The sequence below is a fragment of the Sphingomonas sp. Leaf242 genome (assembly GCF_001422045.1).
GTDB lineage: Bacteria > Pseudomonadota > Alphaproteobacteria > Sphingomonadales > Sphingomonadaceae > Sphingomonas.
This window is the reverse complement of sequence record NZ_LMLW01000001.1, coordinates 496,029-513,227: the sequence shown is the minus strand read 5'-3', so window position 1 is coordinate 513,227 and position 17,199 is coordinate 496,029. Positions and strand designations below refer to the sequence as shown.

General features: G+C 67.2%; 10 protein-coding genes. 6 read left to right on the top strand and 4 right to left on the bottom strand.

Annotated elements, in window-relative coordinates; translation table 11 throughout:
- Positions 1-45: 45 nt before the first annotated feature.
- Positions 46-1,587, top strand: coding sequence for a tryptophan halogenase family protein (locus ASF09_RS02360; RefSeq protein WP_060524269.1), 1,542 nt, complete (start codon positions 46-48; stop codon positions 1,585-1,587).
- Between the two features lie 49 nt (positions 1,588-1,636).
- The gene (locus ASF09_RS02355) at positions 1,637-3,586 is read left to right on the top strand and encodes a sialate O-acetylesterase (RefSeq protein ID WP_060524267.1); all 1,950 of its coding nucleotides are present in this window, start codon (positions 1,637-1,639) and stop codon (positions 3,584-3,586) included.
- Here ASF09_RS02355 and ASF09_RS02350 read toward each other — a convergent pair whose 3' ends face one another.
- The 3 genes from ASF09_RS02350 to ASF09_RS02340 are packed head-to-tail and all read right to left on the bottom strand — an operon-like array spanning position 3,587 to position 8,647.
- Positions 3,587-5,155, bottom strand: coding sequence for a glycoside hydrolase family 43 protein (locus ASF09_RS02350; protein ID WP_235529526.1), 1,569 nt, complete (start codon positions 5,153-5,155; stop codon positions 3,587-3,589). It abuts the gene before it with no gap.
- Between the two features lie 11 nt (positions 5,156-5,166).
- Entirely contained in the window at positions 5,167-6,225 is a 1,059-nt protein-coding gene (locus tag ASF09_RS02345; protein ID WP_060524263.1) for an alpha/beta hydrolase, read from the bottom strand.
- A 43-nt stretch (positions 6,226-6,268) separates the two neighbouring features.
- Positions 6,269-8,647, bottom strand: a complete 2,379-nt coding sequence (locus tag ASF09_RS02340; protein ID WP_060524261.1) for a glycoside hydrolase family 95 protein — start codon at positions 8,645-8,647, stop codon at positions 6,269-6,271.
- A gap of 240 nt (positions 8,648-8,887) precedes the next feature.
- Between ASF09_RS02340 and ASF09_RS02335 the strand changes: the two genes are divergently transcribed.
- The 4 genes from ASF09_RS02335 (at position 8,888) to ASF09_RS02320 (ending at position 16,276) form a co-directional block, all read left to right on the top strand.
- Complete coding sequence (locus ASF09_RS02335) at positions 8,888-10,555, top strand: glycoside hydrolase family 43 protein (RefSeq protein WP_060524259.1); 1,668 nt, start codon at positions 8,888-8,890, stop codon at positions 10,553-10,555.
- 86 nt (positions 10,556-10,641) lie between these two features.
- Positions 10,642-12,207 (top strand): tetratricopeptide repeat-containing sulfotransferase family protein, encoded by a 1,566-nt coding sequence (locus ASF09_RS02330; protein WP_235529524.1) that lies wholly within the window; start codon positions 10,642-10,644, stop codon positions 12,205-12,207.
- Between the two features lie 137 nt (positions 12,208-12,344).
- The gene (locus ASF09_RS02325; RefSeq protein WP_235529522.1) at positions 12,345-14,870 is read left to right on the top strand and encodes a TonB-dependent receptor; all 2,526 of its coding nucleotides are present in this window, start codon (positions 12,345-12,347) and stop codon (positions 14,868-14,870) included.
- A 20-nt stretch (positions 14,871-14,890) separates the two neighbouring features.
- On the top strand, positions 14,891-16,276 hold the full coding sequence (locus ASF09_RS02320; protein WP_156359136.1) for a M20/M25/M40 family metallo-hydrolase: 1,386 nt from the start codon (positions 14,891-14,893) through the stop codon (positions 16,274-16,276).
- A 15-nt stretch (positions 16,277-16,291) separates the two neighbouring features.
- On the opposite strand, the gene ASF09_RS02315 is transcribed toward ASF09_RS02320, so the two are convergent.
- On the bottom strand, positions 16,292-17,104 hold the full coding sequence (locus ASF09_RS02315; protein WP_060524922.1) for a shikimate 5-dehydrogenase: 813 nt from the start codon (positions 17,102-17,104) through the stop codon (positions 16,292-16,294).
- Positions 17,105-17,199 lie beyond the last annotated feature (95 nt).

Sequence of the window (17,199 nt, the reverse complement as noted above, 5' to 3'; positions counted from 1 at the left end):
AGCATGACGATGTTGTGCTCCGCCATTTTTCGAATACGCTGACCCATGCACCAGATCAGAAACATCGTCATCGTCGGAGGGGGTACGGCCGGCTGGCTTACCGCAGGCGTGATCGCCGCGCGGCACAAGGGCCAGCGCGAACACGGCTTCACCGTGACGCTGGTCGAATCGCCCAACATCCCGACCATCGGCGTCGGCGAGGGCACGTGGCCGACGCTGCGCGCCACGCTGCGCAAGATGGGCGTGTCGGAAACCGAGCTGTTCCGCCACTGCAACGCCGCGTTCAAACAGGGCGCGCGGTTCAACCGCTGGACCACCGGCGCGGTCGATGACGGCTATTACCACCCGCTGATGCTGCCACAGCAGTTCGGCTCGCTGAACCTCGCCCCGCACTGGCTGGCCGAGGACGGCGCCGACAGCTTCTGCGACGCGGTCACGCCGCAAGGTCGGATCTGCGACGAGGGCCTCGCTCCCAAGACGATGGCGACGCCCGAGTTCGACGGCGTCGCGAACTACGCCTATCATCTCGACGCGGGGAAATTCTCGCATTTCCTGCAACGCCATTGCTGCGACACGCTGGGCGTCCACCATGTCCTGGCCGACGTGACCGAGGTCATCCTCGACGAGACCGGTGATATCGCACGCGTCGAGACCGCGCAGGGCGTGTCGATCGAGGGCGACCTGTTCGTCGACTGCACCGGCTTTGCCGCGAAGCTGATCGGAGACGCGATGGGTGTGCCGTTCCGCTGCTGCACCGACACGCTGTTCTGCGACACCGCGCTCGCCGTGCAGCTGCCGTACGAGCGCCCCGACGATCCGATCGCCAGCCACACCATCTCGACCGCGCAGTCGGCCGGCTGGATCTGGGATATCGGCCTGCCCCACCGCCGCGGCGTCGGGCATGTCTTCTCCAGCAGCCATATCGACGTCGACGCCGCCGAACGCGAACTGCGCGCGTATATCGGTCCGGCAGGAAAAGACCTGCCCGTCCGGAAACTCTCGATCCGCGCCGGCCACCGCGAAACATTCTGGAAGGGCAATTGCGTCGCGGTCGGGCTCGCCGCCGGGTTCCTCGAACCACTCGAGGCGTCGGCAATCGTCCTGATCGAGCTGTCCGCCAAGATGATCGCCGAGCAGATGCCCGTCTGTCGCGAGGTGATGGACGTCGTCGCCAACCGCTTCAACGATACGACGACCTATCGCTGGGGCCGGATCATCGATTTCCTCAAGCTGCATTATACGCTGACCAAGCGGACCGACACCGACTTCTGGCGCGACAATGTCCGCCCCGAGACGATCCCCGACCGGCTGCGCGGGCTGATGGAGCTGTGGCAATATCAATCGCCGTGGATCCATGACGAGTTCGACCGCGCCGAGGAGGTCTTTCCGTCGGCCAGCTATCAATATGTGCTTTACGGCATGGGCGCACGCACCACGGTGATGCCGGGCACGATCGAGGCGGACGCCGAACTGGCGCGCCGCGCCCGCCGCGAAAACCACTTCCAGACGCAGCGCATGATGAGCAGCCTGCCCGGTCACCGCGACCTGATCGACCGCATCGTCAAGCACGGGCTCCAGCCGATCTGAGCCTCGCAGTCGATCCCTGTTCGATCCGAACCTCAAGGAAAACGATCCGATGAAGACCGCCCTGCGCCTCGCGCTTTACGCCGCTATCGCCGGTGCGGCCTCCCCGGCCTTGGCAGCGCCGCGTCTCGATGGCGTGCTCGGCGATCATGCGGTGATCCAGCGCGGCCAGCCGATCGTGCTGAGCGGCGATGCGGCGGCGGGCGAGACGATCCTGATCGCGCTCGCCGGTCGCACCGTGACGACCAAGGCAGGGCGCGACGGCCGGTTCGAGGCGCGCCTGCCCGCCCTGCCCGCAGGTGGCCCCTACGACCTGACGATCGCGGCGAACAGCGGTGCCGCGGTGGTGCGCGATATCCTGATTGGCGACGTCTTCCTGTGCTCGGGCCAGAGCAATATGGAGCTGGCGGTCGAGAATGCGCAGACGCTGTTCCCCGACGCGCATCCGGCAGTCGACGATCAGCTGCGGCTGCTGACCGTGGCCAAGGTCTCCGCGGCAAGCCCCGTCGCGCGCTTCGCCGAGCAACCGCACTGGGCTGCGGCCGGGCCCGCGACCGTACCGACCTTTTCCGCCGCCTGTTTCTACATGGTGCAGGCGCTGCGCCGCACCGCCAAGGTGCCGATCGGCGCGATCCATTCGAGCTGGGGCGGATCGCGGATCAGTGCATGGCTGAGCGACTCCGCGTTGCGCAAGGCAGGCCTGGGCGCCGAGGCCGATCTGCTAGCCCTGTACGCGCGCGATCCCGCTGCCGCCGACCGCAAGGCATCGACGATCTGGGAAAGCTGGTGGCGCGCCGGATCAGGCGACGCGATGGGCCGCGAACCGTGGCAGCCGGCAGCCGCACTCGACTGGAAGCCGGTGCCGGCAATGACCAATTTCGAGACCTGGGGCGTGCCCGAACTCGCCGACTATAACGGCATGATCTGGTATCAGCGGACCGTCGAGGTCACCGCGGCGCAGGCGCGCGGACCCGCGATCCTGTCGCTCGGCACGATCGACGATGCCGACCGGACCTGGGTCAACGGCCAGGGCGTCGGTGGCAGCAGCCTCGCCAGCAAAGCGCGCGTCTACACGCTGCCGGTCGGCACGCTGAAGCCCGGCGCCAACGTCATCACCGTCAACGACGACGACGTCTATGCGTTCGGCGGCATGACCGGCCCCGCCGACACGATGCGCGTGACCTTCGCCGATGGCAGCAGCGCCGCGCTGGGCAGCGGCTGGCGCTATGCGATCGCCAAGCGGCTCGATGGCGCGGCACCGCGCGTGCCGTGGGACGACATCAACGGCGACGGCACGCTGTACAACGCGATGATCGCGCCACTGGCGTCGACCAAGGTCGCCGGCATCGCCTGGTATCAGGGCGAGTCGGACACCGGCATCCCCGGCTACGACCGCCGTCTTACCGCGCTGATCGCGGACTGGCGCACGCGGTTCGGCACGCCCGAGACGGGGTTCGGGATCGTCCAGCTCGCGAACTACGGCAAGCCGACCAACGCGCCGAGCGACAGCGGCTGGGGCTATGTCCGCGACGCGCAGCGCCGCGTCGCTGCCGCCGACCGCCATACCGGGATCGCGGTCGCGCTCGACATCGGCGATGCGCTCGACATCCATCCCGGCGAGAAGCACGAGGTCGGGCAACGCCTCGCGAAGGTCATGCGGTCGGCGGTCTATGGCGCGCCCGGCGGGCCGTCCGGCCCAGCCATCGCCGCGGCCGACGCCGGGGCCGATGGCAGCATCGCGCTACGCTTCGGCGACGTGACCGGTGCGCTCCACGCCCGCGGTGCGAACCAGGCGATCGGGTTCGAACTGTGCGACACCGCGCCGGGCACCTGCCGCTATGCCGCGGGCAGCGTCGCCGGCACCACCGTGACGCTGCCGGGCGACGGCAAGCCCGTCACCCGCGTCCGCTATGCCTGGGCGGATGCGCCAGCGGTGAACCTGTCCGACGATGCGATGCTCCCGGTCGGCACGTTCGAGATACCCGTCGCGCCGCGGCGATGATTACCGTGGCGGCGCATTCCGGAACTTGAACGTAGATCGGGGTTCGAGCGCGCTCAGCGTGAACGAGTCGACGTCGAGCCAGCCCCTACTTGGGCTCGACGCATAGCAGAACAGCGCGAATTGCTCGCCCTGGAACGTCCCCGTCCGCCACGCGAAGGCGAGCGGGAAGTCGCCGCCGAGCCCGGTCCAGCGGCGGCCGTCGAGGCTGTACGCGACGCGGGCACGATCGATCGTGAAATCCATCTCGGTGCGCAGCCATAGCGCGCGGCGGGCACCGATCACGCTGCGACCGCGCGTTGCGGTGCGTGCGCCGTCGACGGTGTCTTCGGTCACCTCCATCGCCACCGCGGCCGTGCCGCTGGCGTCGCGCTCGATCGTCAGGTTGCCGCTATATTGCCCCAGCGTCCCGAACCCGCATCGATCGCCCGGCGCGAGATGGCCTATGTCCAGCTTCACCTCGGCGCGGCTGGCCGGCCCCTGCCCTTTCTGCGTCAGCGTGTTGCGCGCCGACCAGAAGCGTGGCGCGACCGTCGGTTTCAATCGCAACCAGCCCGGCCGCGCGGTCAGCGACCAGCGGCTCGGGTCCGGGTTATGGTTCCACTGCCATTGCAGGCCGAGACGCGGACCCGCGAAATTAGCGGAAGTTGCCGGCTCGGCGAACGGAGACCCGGCGATCGGCTTTTGCGCGAGCCGGGGTACGCGACCGGGCGCGTCCGCGGTGCCCCACACCGGCCAGTCGTCGTGCCAGAACACCGGGCTGAGATTGGTCATCCGGCCGACCGCGCCGCTATCCTCCATGACGAACCCGAACCACCGGCCATCGGGCAGGTCGACCAGCGCGCCCTGATGCCCGCCGGTCGTGTCGTCGATCTGGTCGCGCGTCTCCCACGGCCCGAACAGGCTGCGCGACCGCGACACCGTCAGCCCGAGCCGCGGCGGCAACGCGTTGAACAGGTAATAATACGCACCGCGGCGGATGATCTTCGAGCCCTCCGCACCCTTGATATAATGGATTTTCCGCGCGTCGGTGACGTGCGCCAGATCCTTGTCGAGCGTGAGCAGCGTGACCGTGCCGTCGGCGGTCGAGGCGGTGGCGACATACGCGCGTCCGTCGGGCTCGATGAACAAGCCGGGGTCGAACGCCTCCCGCTCCAGTTCGTGATAGCGCCACGGCCCGCGCACGTCTTTCGCGTACCAGATCCGCGTCTTCTGCCCGACCGGCGTATTGGCGAGATAATAGGTGCCCGCGTGATAGCGTAACGAGGAAGCGTAGAGCCCGTGCCGATACGCGTTGCCACCCTTCAGGTCATATTCGGGCTTCCCCTCGAGCCGATCGACGAGATGCGAAGCGAGCGTCCAGTTGACCAGATCGCGGCTGTGCAGGATCGTGATTCCCGGCACGTTGGCGAACGTCGTCGTCGCGAAATAATAGTCGCGGCCGACGCGGATGATGTCGGGATCGGGATAGTCCGCGAACAACACCGGATTGCGGAAATTCCCGTTCCCCTGATCCGACCGCCACACCTGCGCCGACGCTGGTATCGCCAGCAACGCGAGCGCCGCGATCAACGACCCGCCCCTCATCGTGCGAACGCCAGGGTGCGCGAGAAGAACGGGATCATCACGTCCTGGACGCGCCCCGCGACACCGCTGGTATGATCGCCGGGATAGACTGCGAACTGGTTGGTGATGCCGTAGCGGTCGAGCCCCTCGTGCAGCGCGATCGCATCGCCCTTCAGCCCGTCGCGATCGCCGACGTCGAGCCCGATCGCCGCATAGCGCCGCAGATTGCCGACATATTGATCGAGCATCGACAGTGGCGCGTTGGCTGCCCAGCGCGCGATCACGTCGGGCTGCGCGACGCCGTCCTTGATCGGCAAGTCGAGGAACAGCGGCGGTGCCTTCGGGTTGGGCGACCACGCCGCCGCGGTCGCGAGTTGCGCGCGCAATCCCCACGACAGGCCGGCGCTTTCGGTCGGCGAGCGCAGCGCCCGCAGAGTCTTCTCTGCCGCCGCGTCGGGTGTGCCGAGCGCGCGTATCGACAGGCAGCACGGGCTCATCATGTAGAGTGCACCGAAGATGTCGGGATGCTTCATGCCGATCCGCGCGGTGCCGTAGCCGCCCATCGAATGCCCCGCGAGCCCGCGGCTGCGGCGGTCCGCCAGCGTCCGGTAATGCGCGTCGACATAGCGGACGAGATCGTGCGCGATGAACTGCTCGAAGTCGCCGACCGTGACCGAACTGGAATAGAACGAGCCATTGTGCACCGTCTTGCTGTCGGGCAGCACGACGATCATCTCGCGCGCGCCCTTCGCGAACGCGCCTTCGATCGTCTGCGGGACGTGGATTTCCTTGGCCCATTGCTCGGCACCGATCGAATAGCCGTGCAGCGCGTAGACCACCGGATAGCGGCGTGTCGGGCTACTGCGATAGCTCGGCGGCAGCATCACCAGCACCGCGCGATCCGCGCTGTTGCCCTCGAGATTGCCCTCGATCGCGCGCGAATGGACGGTGATCCGCTCGACCGTCACCGGCTTGGCACCCGCGACCGGCGGCGGCGTGGTGGTCGCGACCTGCGCATGCGCCGCGCCGGATATCGCCAGCCCGAAGGCGAGCACGGCCATCAGGAATTTCGTCATGGGTGCGATTCCTCGAAGAGCTGAGAAGATGGGCAGGCGGCGGTCATGCCTGCGTCAATCCGGCACCGCGCAACCTGACGCGGCGCCCCGGCACCAGCGTCACGTCGACGGTGCGGTCGCCCAGCCGGATGCGGCGGCGTCCGTGGATCGTGGAACGGAGGACCGCTTCGGTCAGCGTGCCGCGCTCCCACCGCACGTCCACCACGCATGCGCCGCGTGCGCGCAGGCCGGTGATCGACCCGCTCGGCCACGCGCGCGGCAATGCCGGGAGCAGCAGGATCTCGTCGCCGCGGCTCTGCATCAGCATCTCCGCGATCGCGCGCGTCCCGCCGAAATTGCCGTCGATCTGGAACGGCGGATGCGCGTCGAACAGATTGGGATAGGTGCGCGCGGGGCCAAGCAGATAGGCGAGGATGCGGTGCGCGTGCTCGCCGTCGCGCAGCCGCGCCCACAGGTTCGCGCGCCACGCGGTCGCCCAGCCGGTCGATTCGTCACCGCGGATCTCAAGCGAACGCCGTGCCGCGTTGGCGAGTGCGGGCGTCGCGTCGAGGCCGATCTGCTCGCTCGGAAACAGGCCGTAGAGATGCGAGACGTGGCGATGGCGCTGCTCGGGCGCATCGGCATCCCAGTCCGCCTGCCATTCCTGCAACTGGCCGCCGCGACCGATCTTGTCGGGCGCCAGCCGTGCGCGTGCCGCCGCCAGCTGCGCGACGAACGCCGCGTCGGTGCCGAGCAACGTCGCCGCCTTGCCCGTCTGGTCGAACAGGTCGCGCAGGATCTGCATATCCATCGCCGGCCCCGCGCAGATCGATGCGCCCTTCGGATGCACGTTCTCGGGCGACAGCGACGGATTGGTGACCAGCGCGCCGGTCTTCGGATCGGTCTGGAGCGTGTCGAGGAAGAACAACGCCGCGCCGTGCAGCAGCGGGTAGATCGACCGCAGGAACCCGAGATCGCGGCTATAATCGTAATGGTCCCACAGATGCGTGCACAGCCACGCGCCGCCGGTCGGCCACAGCCCCCATTGCGCGCCATCGATCGGCGCGGTCGCGCGCCACAGATCGGTGTTGTGATGACACACCCAGCCGCGCGCGCCGTACATCGTCTTCGCCGTCCGCGCGCCGGTGACCGCCAGCTCGCGCACCATCTGCACCAGCGGCGCGACGCATTCGGGCAGCGCAGTGACTTCGGCCGGCCAGTAATTCATCTCGGTATTGATGTTGACGGTATATTTCGACTCCCAGGGCGGGCTCGTCTCCGCGTTCCAGATCCCCTGGAGGTTGGCCGGCTGGCTCCCCGGTCGCGACGACGCGATCAGCAAATAGCGCCCGTAATTGAAGTACAGCGTGGCGAGCGCCGGGTCGGCCGCGGCGCGATCGGCCAGCACCCGCTCGTCGGTCGGCCGATCCGCGATCGCCGTCCGGCCAAGATCGAGCCTCACCCGCCGGAACAGCGCGCGGTGCGCAGCGGTCGCGTCCGACCGTAGCCGAGCGAAGCCGCGCCGCGCCGCGTCCTCGACCGCCGCCAGCGTCGCCGCGTCGGGATCGCCGCCGACATCGTCGAACCGGCGATAGCTCGTCCCCATCGCGACCAGCAGCGTGACCGACCGGGCACCGGTGACGCGCAGACGCTCGCCATCCGCCGCGACCTTGCCGCCGTCCGCCACCACGCGCGCGCGCGCCGTGAACCGCAATTTGCCCGCAACGCCAGCCCGCGCGGCATTGCCACCGGTCAGCGTCAGCATCCCCCCTGCCGCGACGACGCCCGCGTCCGGTTGCGGCGACGTCAGCCCGACCAGCAGGTCGAACGGCCGATCGCCGGTCATGTGCACCGCGATCACCTGCTCCCCCGGTGAGGCGAACACCTCGCGCCGGAACCGCGTCCCGCCGAGCGTGAAGCTGGTCGTCGCGATCGCCGCATCAAGATCGAGCTCGCGGGTATACGCGCTCGCCTCTCCCGCTACGCCCGGCAGATCAAGCAGCAGATCGCCGACCGGCTGATACGCCATCTGCGTCTTCGGCACGCCCATCAGCCGCGCATTGGCGAGCGTCTGCGCCTCGGCGAACGCGCCCGCATCGATCAGCCGCCGCACATCGGGCAGCGCCGCCCCCGCGTCCGGGTTGACCGGGTCGTACGGCCCGCCCGACCACAACGTGTCCTCGTTCAGCTGCAACCGCTCGCCCGTCGTGCCGCCGAACACCATCGCACCGAGCCGCCCGTTGCCGACCGGCAGCGCTTCGGTCCACACCTTGGCGGGTTGCCGATACCATAACCGCGTTTCACCTGGCGCGGACATCTTCGCCTCGGCGGTCGTCGGCAACGCCAATGCCGGCACCGCGAGCGCGACAGTAGCTCCCACGCCTTCGAGCAGTTCGCGACGCGACGGCGATATGCGCGCTCCCTTGGCGGACAATTCGGTCATCCTTCTCCCTTCCGCGATCGTCACGAGCGAATCTGCGGAAGACCGGACCCTGTCCGACACTCACCACGCCGCCCGTTGCACCTGCGTCGGGACGGAGCGTAACTTGGTACCGGTATCTTAGCTACCCCCAAGCCACCTGCGGCCGCATCGGAGCACGCGGCTGGCCTTCGAGAATGTTAGCGCTATAGTGTTGAGGCAGCAGGCGCGTTCAGTGCCGCGAGACGACGGGAGAGGACCACCATGACGCGCTTCGATCGATATGCAGGCGCCGCACTGCGCGCGACCGCCGTCCTGCTTGCAGGCACGGCCGCCGCCACGGCCTCGGCAAGCGACGCCCCCCGGTTCAGCCGCTTCACCTATGACGGACACGCGCAGGAGCAGGCCAAGGTTGGCCCCGGCGAGTACCGCAATCCGATCCTGTCGGGCTATTACCCTGACCCGTCGGTCACCCGCGTCGGCGACGACTTCTACCTTGTCCTGTCGTCGTTCGCGCATTTCCCCGGCTTGCCGATCTTCACCTCGAAGGATCTCGTCCACTGGACGCAGATCGGCAACGCGATCGATCGGCCCGAGCAGCTAGACTTCACCGGCATGCGGACCTCGCAGGCGGTGTTCGCGCCCGACATCTCGTATCACGCCGGCACCTTCTACATCGTCAACACCTGCGTCGAGTGCAAAGGCAACTTCGTCATCACCGCGAAGAACCCGGCGGGTCCCTGGTCCAATCCGACCTGGCTGCCGTTCGAGGGGATCGATCCGTCGATCTATTGGGAGGGCGACAAGGCGTATGTCGTCAACAACCGCGCGCCGAACGAGCCGCCGCGCTACGACGGCCACCGCGCGATCTGGATCCAGGAATTCGACTGGCGTGCGGGGAAAATGGTCGGCGAGAGCACGCAGCTGATCAACGGCGGCGTCGACCTGACCAAAAAGCCGGTGTGGATCGAGGGACCACATATCTTCCGCAAGGACGGCTGGTATTACCTGACCGCGGCGGAAGGCGGCACGAGCGTCAACCATTCGCAGGTCGTGTTCCGATCGCGGCAGTTGCGCGGGCCGTTCGTGCCGTTCGCGGGCAATCCGATCCTGACGCAGCGCGACCTCGATCCCGCACGACCCAATCCGATCACCTCGTCGGGTCACGCCGAACTCGTCCAGACCGCGAAGGGCGACTGGTGGGCGACCTTCCTCGCGGTGCGCCCGTATGATGGCGACTATTACAACATCGGTCGCGAGACGTTCCTCCTGCCCGTGACGTGGAAGGATGGCTGGCCGATCATCCTGCCCAAGGGCCAGGCGATACCGTTCGTCGGCAAGGCGCCTAATCTCCCCAAACAACCCGCCCCCAAGATCCCGACGAGCGGCGATTTCGGCTATGTCGACGAGTTCGACGGCACCAAGCTCGCGATGCAGTGGATCGGCGTGCGCACCCCGAAACAGCCCTTCTACCGGCTCGATCACGGCGACCTCGTGCTCGGCAAGGGCACGCCGATCGGCGACCTGTCGGGCGTGCCCGCGTTCGTCGGGCGGCGTCAGCAGCATCACGTGGCGACGATGTCGACCACCGTGACGTTCGCACCGAACACCGACGGCGACCGTGCCGGCCTCGCGGCGATGCAAAGCGACCGAAACTATCTGATGTTCGGGGTCACGCGGATCGCCGGCAAGACCGTCGTCGCGCTGTATACCGCGGCCGACGGGCGCGAGCGGCTGGTCGCGTCGGCGCCCGTCGCGGCCGGTCCCGTCACGCTGACGATCCGCGCCGACGGCGGGACGATGGCGTTCGACTATCAGGTCGCTGGCTCCCGACGCACGCTGTCGGACAAGGTCGACGCACGCTTTCTCAGCACAAAGTCCGCGGGTGGGTTCGTTGGGACCGTCGTCGGTCCCTATGCGTGGACGCATTGACCGCGTGACGGCGTAGGTCGGGCATGCGTGCGCGAGTGCGGATGCCTGCTTGACGCTGGCGCCATGCTCTCCGACTGTTCGGCGCGATGGCTTCCCTCCCCACTCCCCGCTGGTCGAGCGACCTGATGCAGGCCGCGCTGGCGCTGCACGACAATCAGCTCCACGTCGCCGAACCGCTGCTGAAGGCCTATCTCAAGCGCGATCCGTTCGATGCGCGCGCGATCCGCATGCTGGCGGAACTCGCCGGGCGGATCGGGCGGTACAAGGATGCCGAGACGCTGTTGCGGCGTGCGGTCGAACTGGCCCCCGGCTTCACCGCGGCGCGCGCGAACCTCGCGCTCGTGCTCTACCGCCAGAACCGTGCGCCAGAAGCGCTGAAGTTGCTCGATGCGGTGATCGCCGACGAGCCCGATAATCCCGGCCACGCCAATTTGAAAGCGGCGGCGCTCGGTCGGCTCGGTGGGTTCGAGGATGCGATCACGCTGTACGAAAAGGTGCTGCACGACGCCCCCGATCAACCGCGCGTGTGGCTGAGCTACGGCCATATGCTCAAGACCGTCGGGCGCCGCGACGACGGTATCGCCGCGTATCGGCGCGCGCTGTCGCTCCAACCGACGCTAGGCGATGCGTGGTGGAGCCTCGCCAACCTCAAGACGGTGCGGTTCGATGACCACGATATCGCGGCGATGGAGGCGGCGCTCGCGCGCGACGACCTCGGCGACGAGGACCGGTTCCACCTCGACTTCGCGCTCGGCAAGGCGTTCGAGGATCGCCGCGACGCCGCTCGCTCGTTCGCGCATTACGACGCCGGCAACACGCTGCGCCGCACGCGCATCAGCTACGATGCCGACGAGACCACCGCGTTCGTCGACCGCAGCATCGCGGTACTGACCCCGGCGCTGCTCGACGCGCGCCGCGGCCAGGGATGCGACGCATCCGACCCGATCTTCGTGCTCGGCATGCCACGCGCCGGCTCGACGCTGATCGAACAGATCCTCGCCAGCCACAGCCTGGTCGAGGGCACCACCGAACTCCCCGACATGCCCGCGATCGCGCGCGGCATCGCCGACTATCCGGGCGCGATCGACACGCTGTCGGCGGAGGCATTGCGCGATCTCGGCGACGAGTATCTGCGCCGCGCCGCAATCCAGCGCCGTACCGAGCGCCCGTTCTTCATCGACAAGCTCCCCAACAACTGGGCGCATGTGCCGCTGATCCTGCTCGCGCTGCCCAACGCCCGGATCATCGACGCACGCCGCGATCCGCTCGACTGCTGCTTCTCGAACTTCAAGCAGCACTACGCGAGGGGGCAGACGTTCAGCTATTCGCTCGACGATCTCGGCCGCTATTTCCGCGACTACGTCCGGCTGATGCGTCACGTCGACACGGTCGCACCGGGCCGCGTCCACCGCGTCGATCACGAAGCGCTGATCGACAACACCGAGGTCGAGGTCCGTGCGCTGCTCGCAGTGTGCGGGCTCGACTACGAGCCCGCCTGCCTCGCGTTTCACGAGACCGATCGCGCGGTGCGCACCGCAAGTTCGGAACAGGTCCGCCGCCCGATCAACCGCGACGGCGTCGACGCCTGGCGACCATACGAAATGTGGCTCGACCCGCTGAAAACTGCGCTCGGCAACCTGCTGCGCGCATGATCCGTGGCAAAAACGTCACGCTCGCGTAATAAAGCTGCAAAATACGCCGGCTTCGTTTGACGTTCGCTGCACTGCACCACAGTCTCTGCGCATAATCGCTTGGGGGCTCGCGCATGCACATATTCGATCGTCGGTTGTTGATCGGCTCACTTCTCGCCTCGTCGGCAATCGTGTCTCCCGCCTACGCCCAGACCGATCCTGCCGCCGCCCCGACGCCGGTTGCCGCCCCTGCCGCGCAAACCGCCGGCGAGTACGAAGGCGACATCGTCGTCACCGCGCAGAAGCGCGACCAGAGCATCCAGAGCGTCCCGATCAGCATCCAGGCGATCGGCACCAAGCGGCTCGACGATCTCAACATCTCGAACTTCAACCAATATACGCAGTTGCTGCCGTCGGTGTCGTTCCAGACCACGCAGCCGGGATCGACCGTCGTCTACATGCGCGGCGTCGCATCGGGTGGCGACGGCAATCATTCGGGCCCGCTGCCCTCGGTCGGCACGTATCTCGACGAGCAGCCGGTGACGACGATCGGCGGCACGCTCGACGTCCACATCTACGACATCGCGCGGATCGAGAGCCTCGCTGGGCCGCAAGGCACGCTGTACGGCGCGTCGTCCGAAGCCGGCACGATCCGGATCATCACCAACAAGCCCGATCTGAGCGGCTTCTACGGCCGCGTCGACGGCGAGGTAAACAGCGTCAAGTCGGGCGGCATCGGCAGCAAGCTCGAAGGCATGCTCAACATGCCGCTGTCCGGATCGGCGGCGCTGCGCGTGGTCGGCTTCTATCAGCGCGATGCAGGCTATATCGACAACGTCGCCGGGTGCCGCAGCTATCTGCCCGAGCCGACCGCGACGTCATGCACTTCCGCGAACGGCGGCGTGGTCGTCGACAACGCAGCGTTCGTGAAGAAGAACTACAACGACACCGAGACCTATGGTGGCCGCGCGGCGCTGAAGGTCGATCTCGACAGCAACTGGACCGTGACGCCGACCGTCCTGTACCAGGAACAGCGCAACCACGGCACCTATGGCTACGACCCCAAGGTCGGCGATCTCCAGGTCCAGCATTTCTTCCCCGAATACCGCCGCGACCGGTTCATGCAGGGCGCGCTGACGATCGAGGGCAAGGTCGGCAACTGGGACGTCACCTATGCCGGCGCGTATCTCGACCGGAAGACCTTCACGTCGAGCGACTATACCGATTACGCCGAGGCGTATGACTCGGCCTATTCCTCGGTCGGTGGGCTTGCCGGCTATTTCTTTTACCAGGACAATGCGGGCAAGACGATCGATCCGCGGCAGAAGATCATCGGCACCGATCACTTCAAGAAGATCAGCCAGGAATTCCGCGTTGCCTCGCCATCGGCGGATCGCTTCCGGGTCGTTTCAGGCGCCTTCTACCAGCGCCAGACGAACGCGATCTTCCAGGACTACCAGATCGCCAATCTCGGCACCGCGGTGTCGGTCAACGGATCGCCCGGCACCTTGTGGCTGACCCAGCAAAAGCGCGTTGATACCGATTATGCGGTGTTCGGCGAGGCGAGCTTCGACATCCTGCCGACCCTCACCGCAACCGCAGGGGGCCGCGCGTACATCTACGACAATTCGCTGATCGGCTTCTACGGGTTCGGACGCAATCCGGCAGTCGATCCGGCCGACGGCCGGCCCTACACCGCCACGCCGTTCAATGCGGCGGGCAGCGGCCAGACCGGAGTCGCGGGATGCTATCTCGCCAATGGCCAGACCCTGCGGCAGGCCTATCTGGACGGTGGCGACACCTCGACGCTGCTGCCGGCGACGGTCTCGGGCTCGCCATGCACCAATCTGGCGACCTACACGACGACCGGGCTGATCCCCAAGAAGACGCAGGGCCAGGGCGCGACCTACCGCTTCAACCTTACCTTCAAGCCGACCGACAAGGTCTTGGCCTATGCCACCTTCTCGCGCGGTTTCCGCCCGGGCGGGATCAATCGTCGCGGCGATGTCGCGCCGTATGACGCGGATTTCCTGACCAATTACGAGCTGGGCCTGAAGACGACGCTGTTCGAGCGATTGCGGTTCAACGCCGCGATCTATCAACAGCAATGGGACAAGTTCCAGTTCTCGTTCCTCGGCGCGAACAGCTTCACGATCATCCAGAACGGCCCGAACGCGCGGATCCGCGGCGCGGAGGCTGACGCGAACTTCTCGACCGGCGGCCTCTCGCTGACCGCCGCCGGCTCGTACACCGATGCAAAGACGCGCAACGACCTGTGCGCGACGCAGATCTGCAGCGGCGACGGCACCGACGTGCTCGCGCCATCGGGGACGCGCCTGCCGATCACGCCACGCTTCAAGGCGAGCGGTACCGCGCGCTACAGCATGCCGATCGGCACCGCGAAGGCGTATATCCAGGGCCTCGTCGCGCATCAGAGTTCAGCGTCGGCGGATATCCGGCTGGCGCAGGCGGCGACGCTGGGGCGGCTTCAGGCGTACACCACCGGCAACGCCTCGGTCGGCGCGGAGCTGTCCAACTTCACCTTCGAGGTGTTCGTCCAGAACCTTTGGGACGAACGCGCGGAACTGTCCCGCTACCAGCAATGCGGAACGTGTTCGCAGCGGACCTACATCGTCACCAGCACCCCGCGCACGATCGGGCTTCGGGCCGGCGCCAAGTTCTAATGCGTATTCAAGGACATACGATGACACTGAAGCTGTTCCTGACCTGCGCTGCCGTGACGGCCGCGATTCCCACCACCGCCCAGACGACGACCTCGCCGGCCGCCACCAACGGCCTCGAAATCGCCAAGAAGATGATCGCGTTTCGCAGCGTGCGGGGTCCCGGCAACCAGACGCCGCAGCTTGCAGCCTATCTGAAGTCGGTGCTGGTCGGCGGCGGCTTTGCGGCGAGCGACGTGACGATCACCCCGGTCGACGACACCGCCTATCTGATCGCCACCTGGAAGGGGACCGACGCGGCGCTGAAGCCGATCGTCATCGCGGGGCATATCGACGTGGTCGAAGCCAAGCCCGCCGACTGGCAACGCGATCCGTTTACCGCAGTGGTCGAGAACGGCTATCTCTACGGCCGCGGCGCGACCGACATGAAGCTCGACGCCGCGCTCGCGATCGCGACGCTGCTCGACATGAAGAAGGCCGGCTACAAACCCACGCGCGGCATCGTCCTCGCGCTGTCGGGCGACGAGGAAACCGTCATGAAGACGTCGTCGCTGATCGCCGACCGGCTCAAGACTGCCGAAATGGCGCTCAACATCGACGGCGGCGGCGGGTTGTATGGCGAAGACGGCAAGGCCGAATATTTCACGGTCGGCGCGGCCGAGAAGACCTATGCCGACTTCCAGCTCGAAACGACCAGCGCCGGCGGCCACTCGTCCGCACCGCGCAAAGTGAACGCGATCAACCAACTCGCTGCCGCGCTGGTGAAAATCGGCGAGTATCGATTCACGCCGCAACTGTCGCCGATCACCAAGGGTTATTTCGAGGGCGTCGCACCGCGCCAGACACCAGAGATCGGTGCCGCGATGCGCGCCTTCGCCGCCAATCCCAAGGACGAGAAGGCGATCGAGACGCTCGCCGCCAACCCCGGCTATGTCGGCCAGATCGGCACGACCTGCGTCACGTCGATGATCAGCGGCGGGCATGCGCTCAACGCCTTGCCGCAGCGCGCGACCGCCAACATCAACTGCCGCATCTTCCCCGGCGTGAAACCCGCGACCGTGATGGCCGAACTCGCCAAGGTCGCCGCCGACCCGGGCGTGAAGTTCAGCGACGTCACCGAGGGCTCCAACCCGACCGACGCCTCGCCGTTGCGTGCCGACCTGATGGGTGCGGTCAAGACGGCGATGGCCAAGATCCGCCCCGGCGTGCCGATCTTCCCGAGCATGTCGGCGGGCGCGAGCGATTCGATGTGGTACCGCTCGGTCGGCGTGCCGAGCTACGGCATCAGCCCGACCTTCATCAAGCAGTCCGACGACTTCAGCCACGGCCTGAACGAGCGGACGCCGATCGACAACATCCCGCTGGCGATCACCTATTACCGCTCGCTGCTCACCGACCTGACGAAATAGGCGCGCGCGGGCGGATCAAGAGTTCGCGCGCGCCCACTCGGCCGCCTCGACGACCTGTGCAGCGTCGGGCGTCACGCCGGTGTAGAGCACGAACTGTTGCAGCGCCTGCAGGGTCGCGACCTCGGTGCCGGTGATGCAGCGCTTGCCCGCGTCCGCGGCGGCGCGCAGGAACGGCGTCTCGGGCGGATATTGCACTACGTCGAACGCGATGTCGCACGCCGCGATCATGTCGGGCGGGAACGCCAGCGCGTCCGCATCCGCCCCGGTCATGCCGATCGGCGTCACGTTGATCAGGAGCGCCGCCGCCCCGCTCGCTTCGGATGCCCAACGATATCCGTACAGATCGGCGAGCGCCCGCCCAGCCGCCGCATTGCGCGCGACGATCGTGCCATCACGGAAACCGCTGTCGCTCAGCGCGGCGGCGACCGCCTTCGCCATCCCACCCGAGCCGTGCAGGACGAACGAGAGCGATCGATCGATATCGCTGACCAGATCGACGACCGCGCCGTAATCCGTGTTGTGCCCGGTCAGCACACCGTCGTCGTTGACGATCGTGTTCACGCTGTCGATCGCACTCGCCGATGGTGCAAGACCGTCGAGCAGCGCGATCACCGCCTCCTTGAACGGCATCGAGATCGCGCAGCCGCGAATATCCAGCGCGCGGATCCCGCCGATCGCCGCGGGCAGATCGGTGGTCGAGAACGACTTGTACACATAGTCGAGCCCGGTCAGTGCGTAGAGCCGGTTGTGAAAGCGGGTGCCGAAATTGCCGGGCCTCGCCGACAGCGACATGCACAGACGCGTATCGCGTCCGATCGGCGGTTTCATGCGGCTCTCCTTCGTCATTCCCGCGTCTATATACCGTCCGGCCGGCGCCACCATCCCGCACCCTCAAAGCTGAGCTTTAGGCATCCGATCAAAAT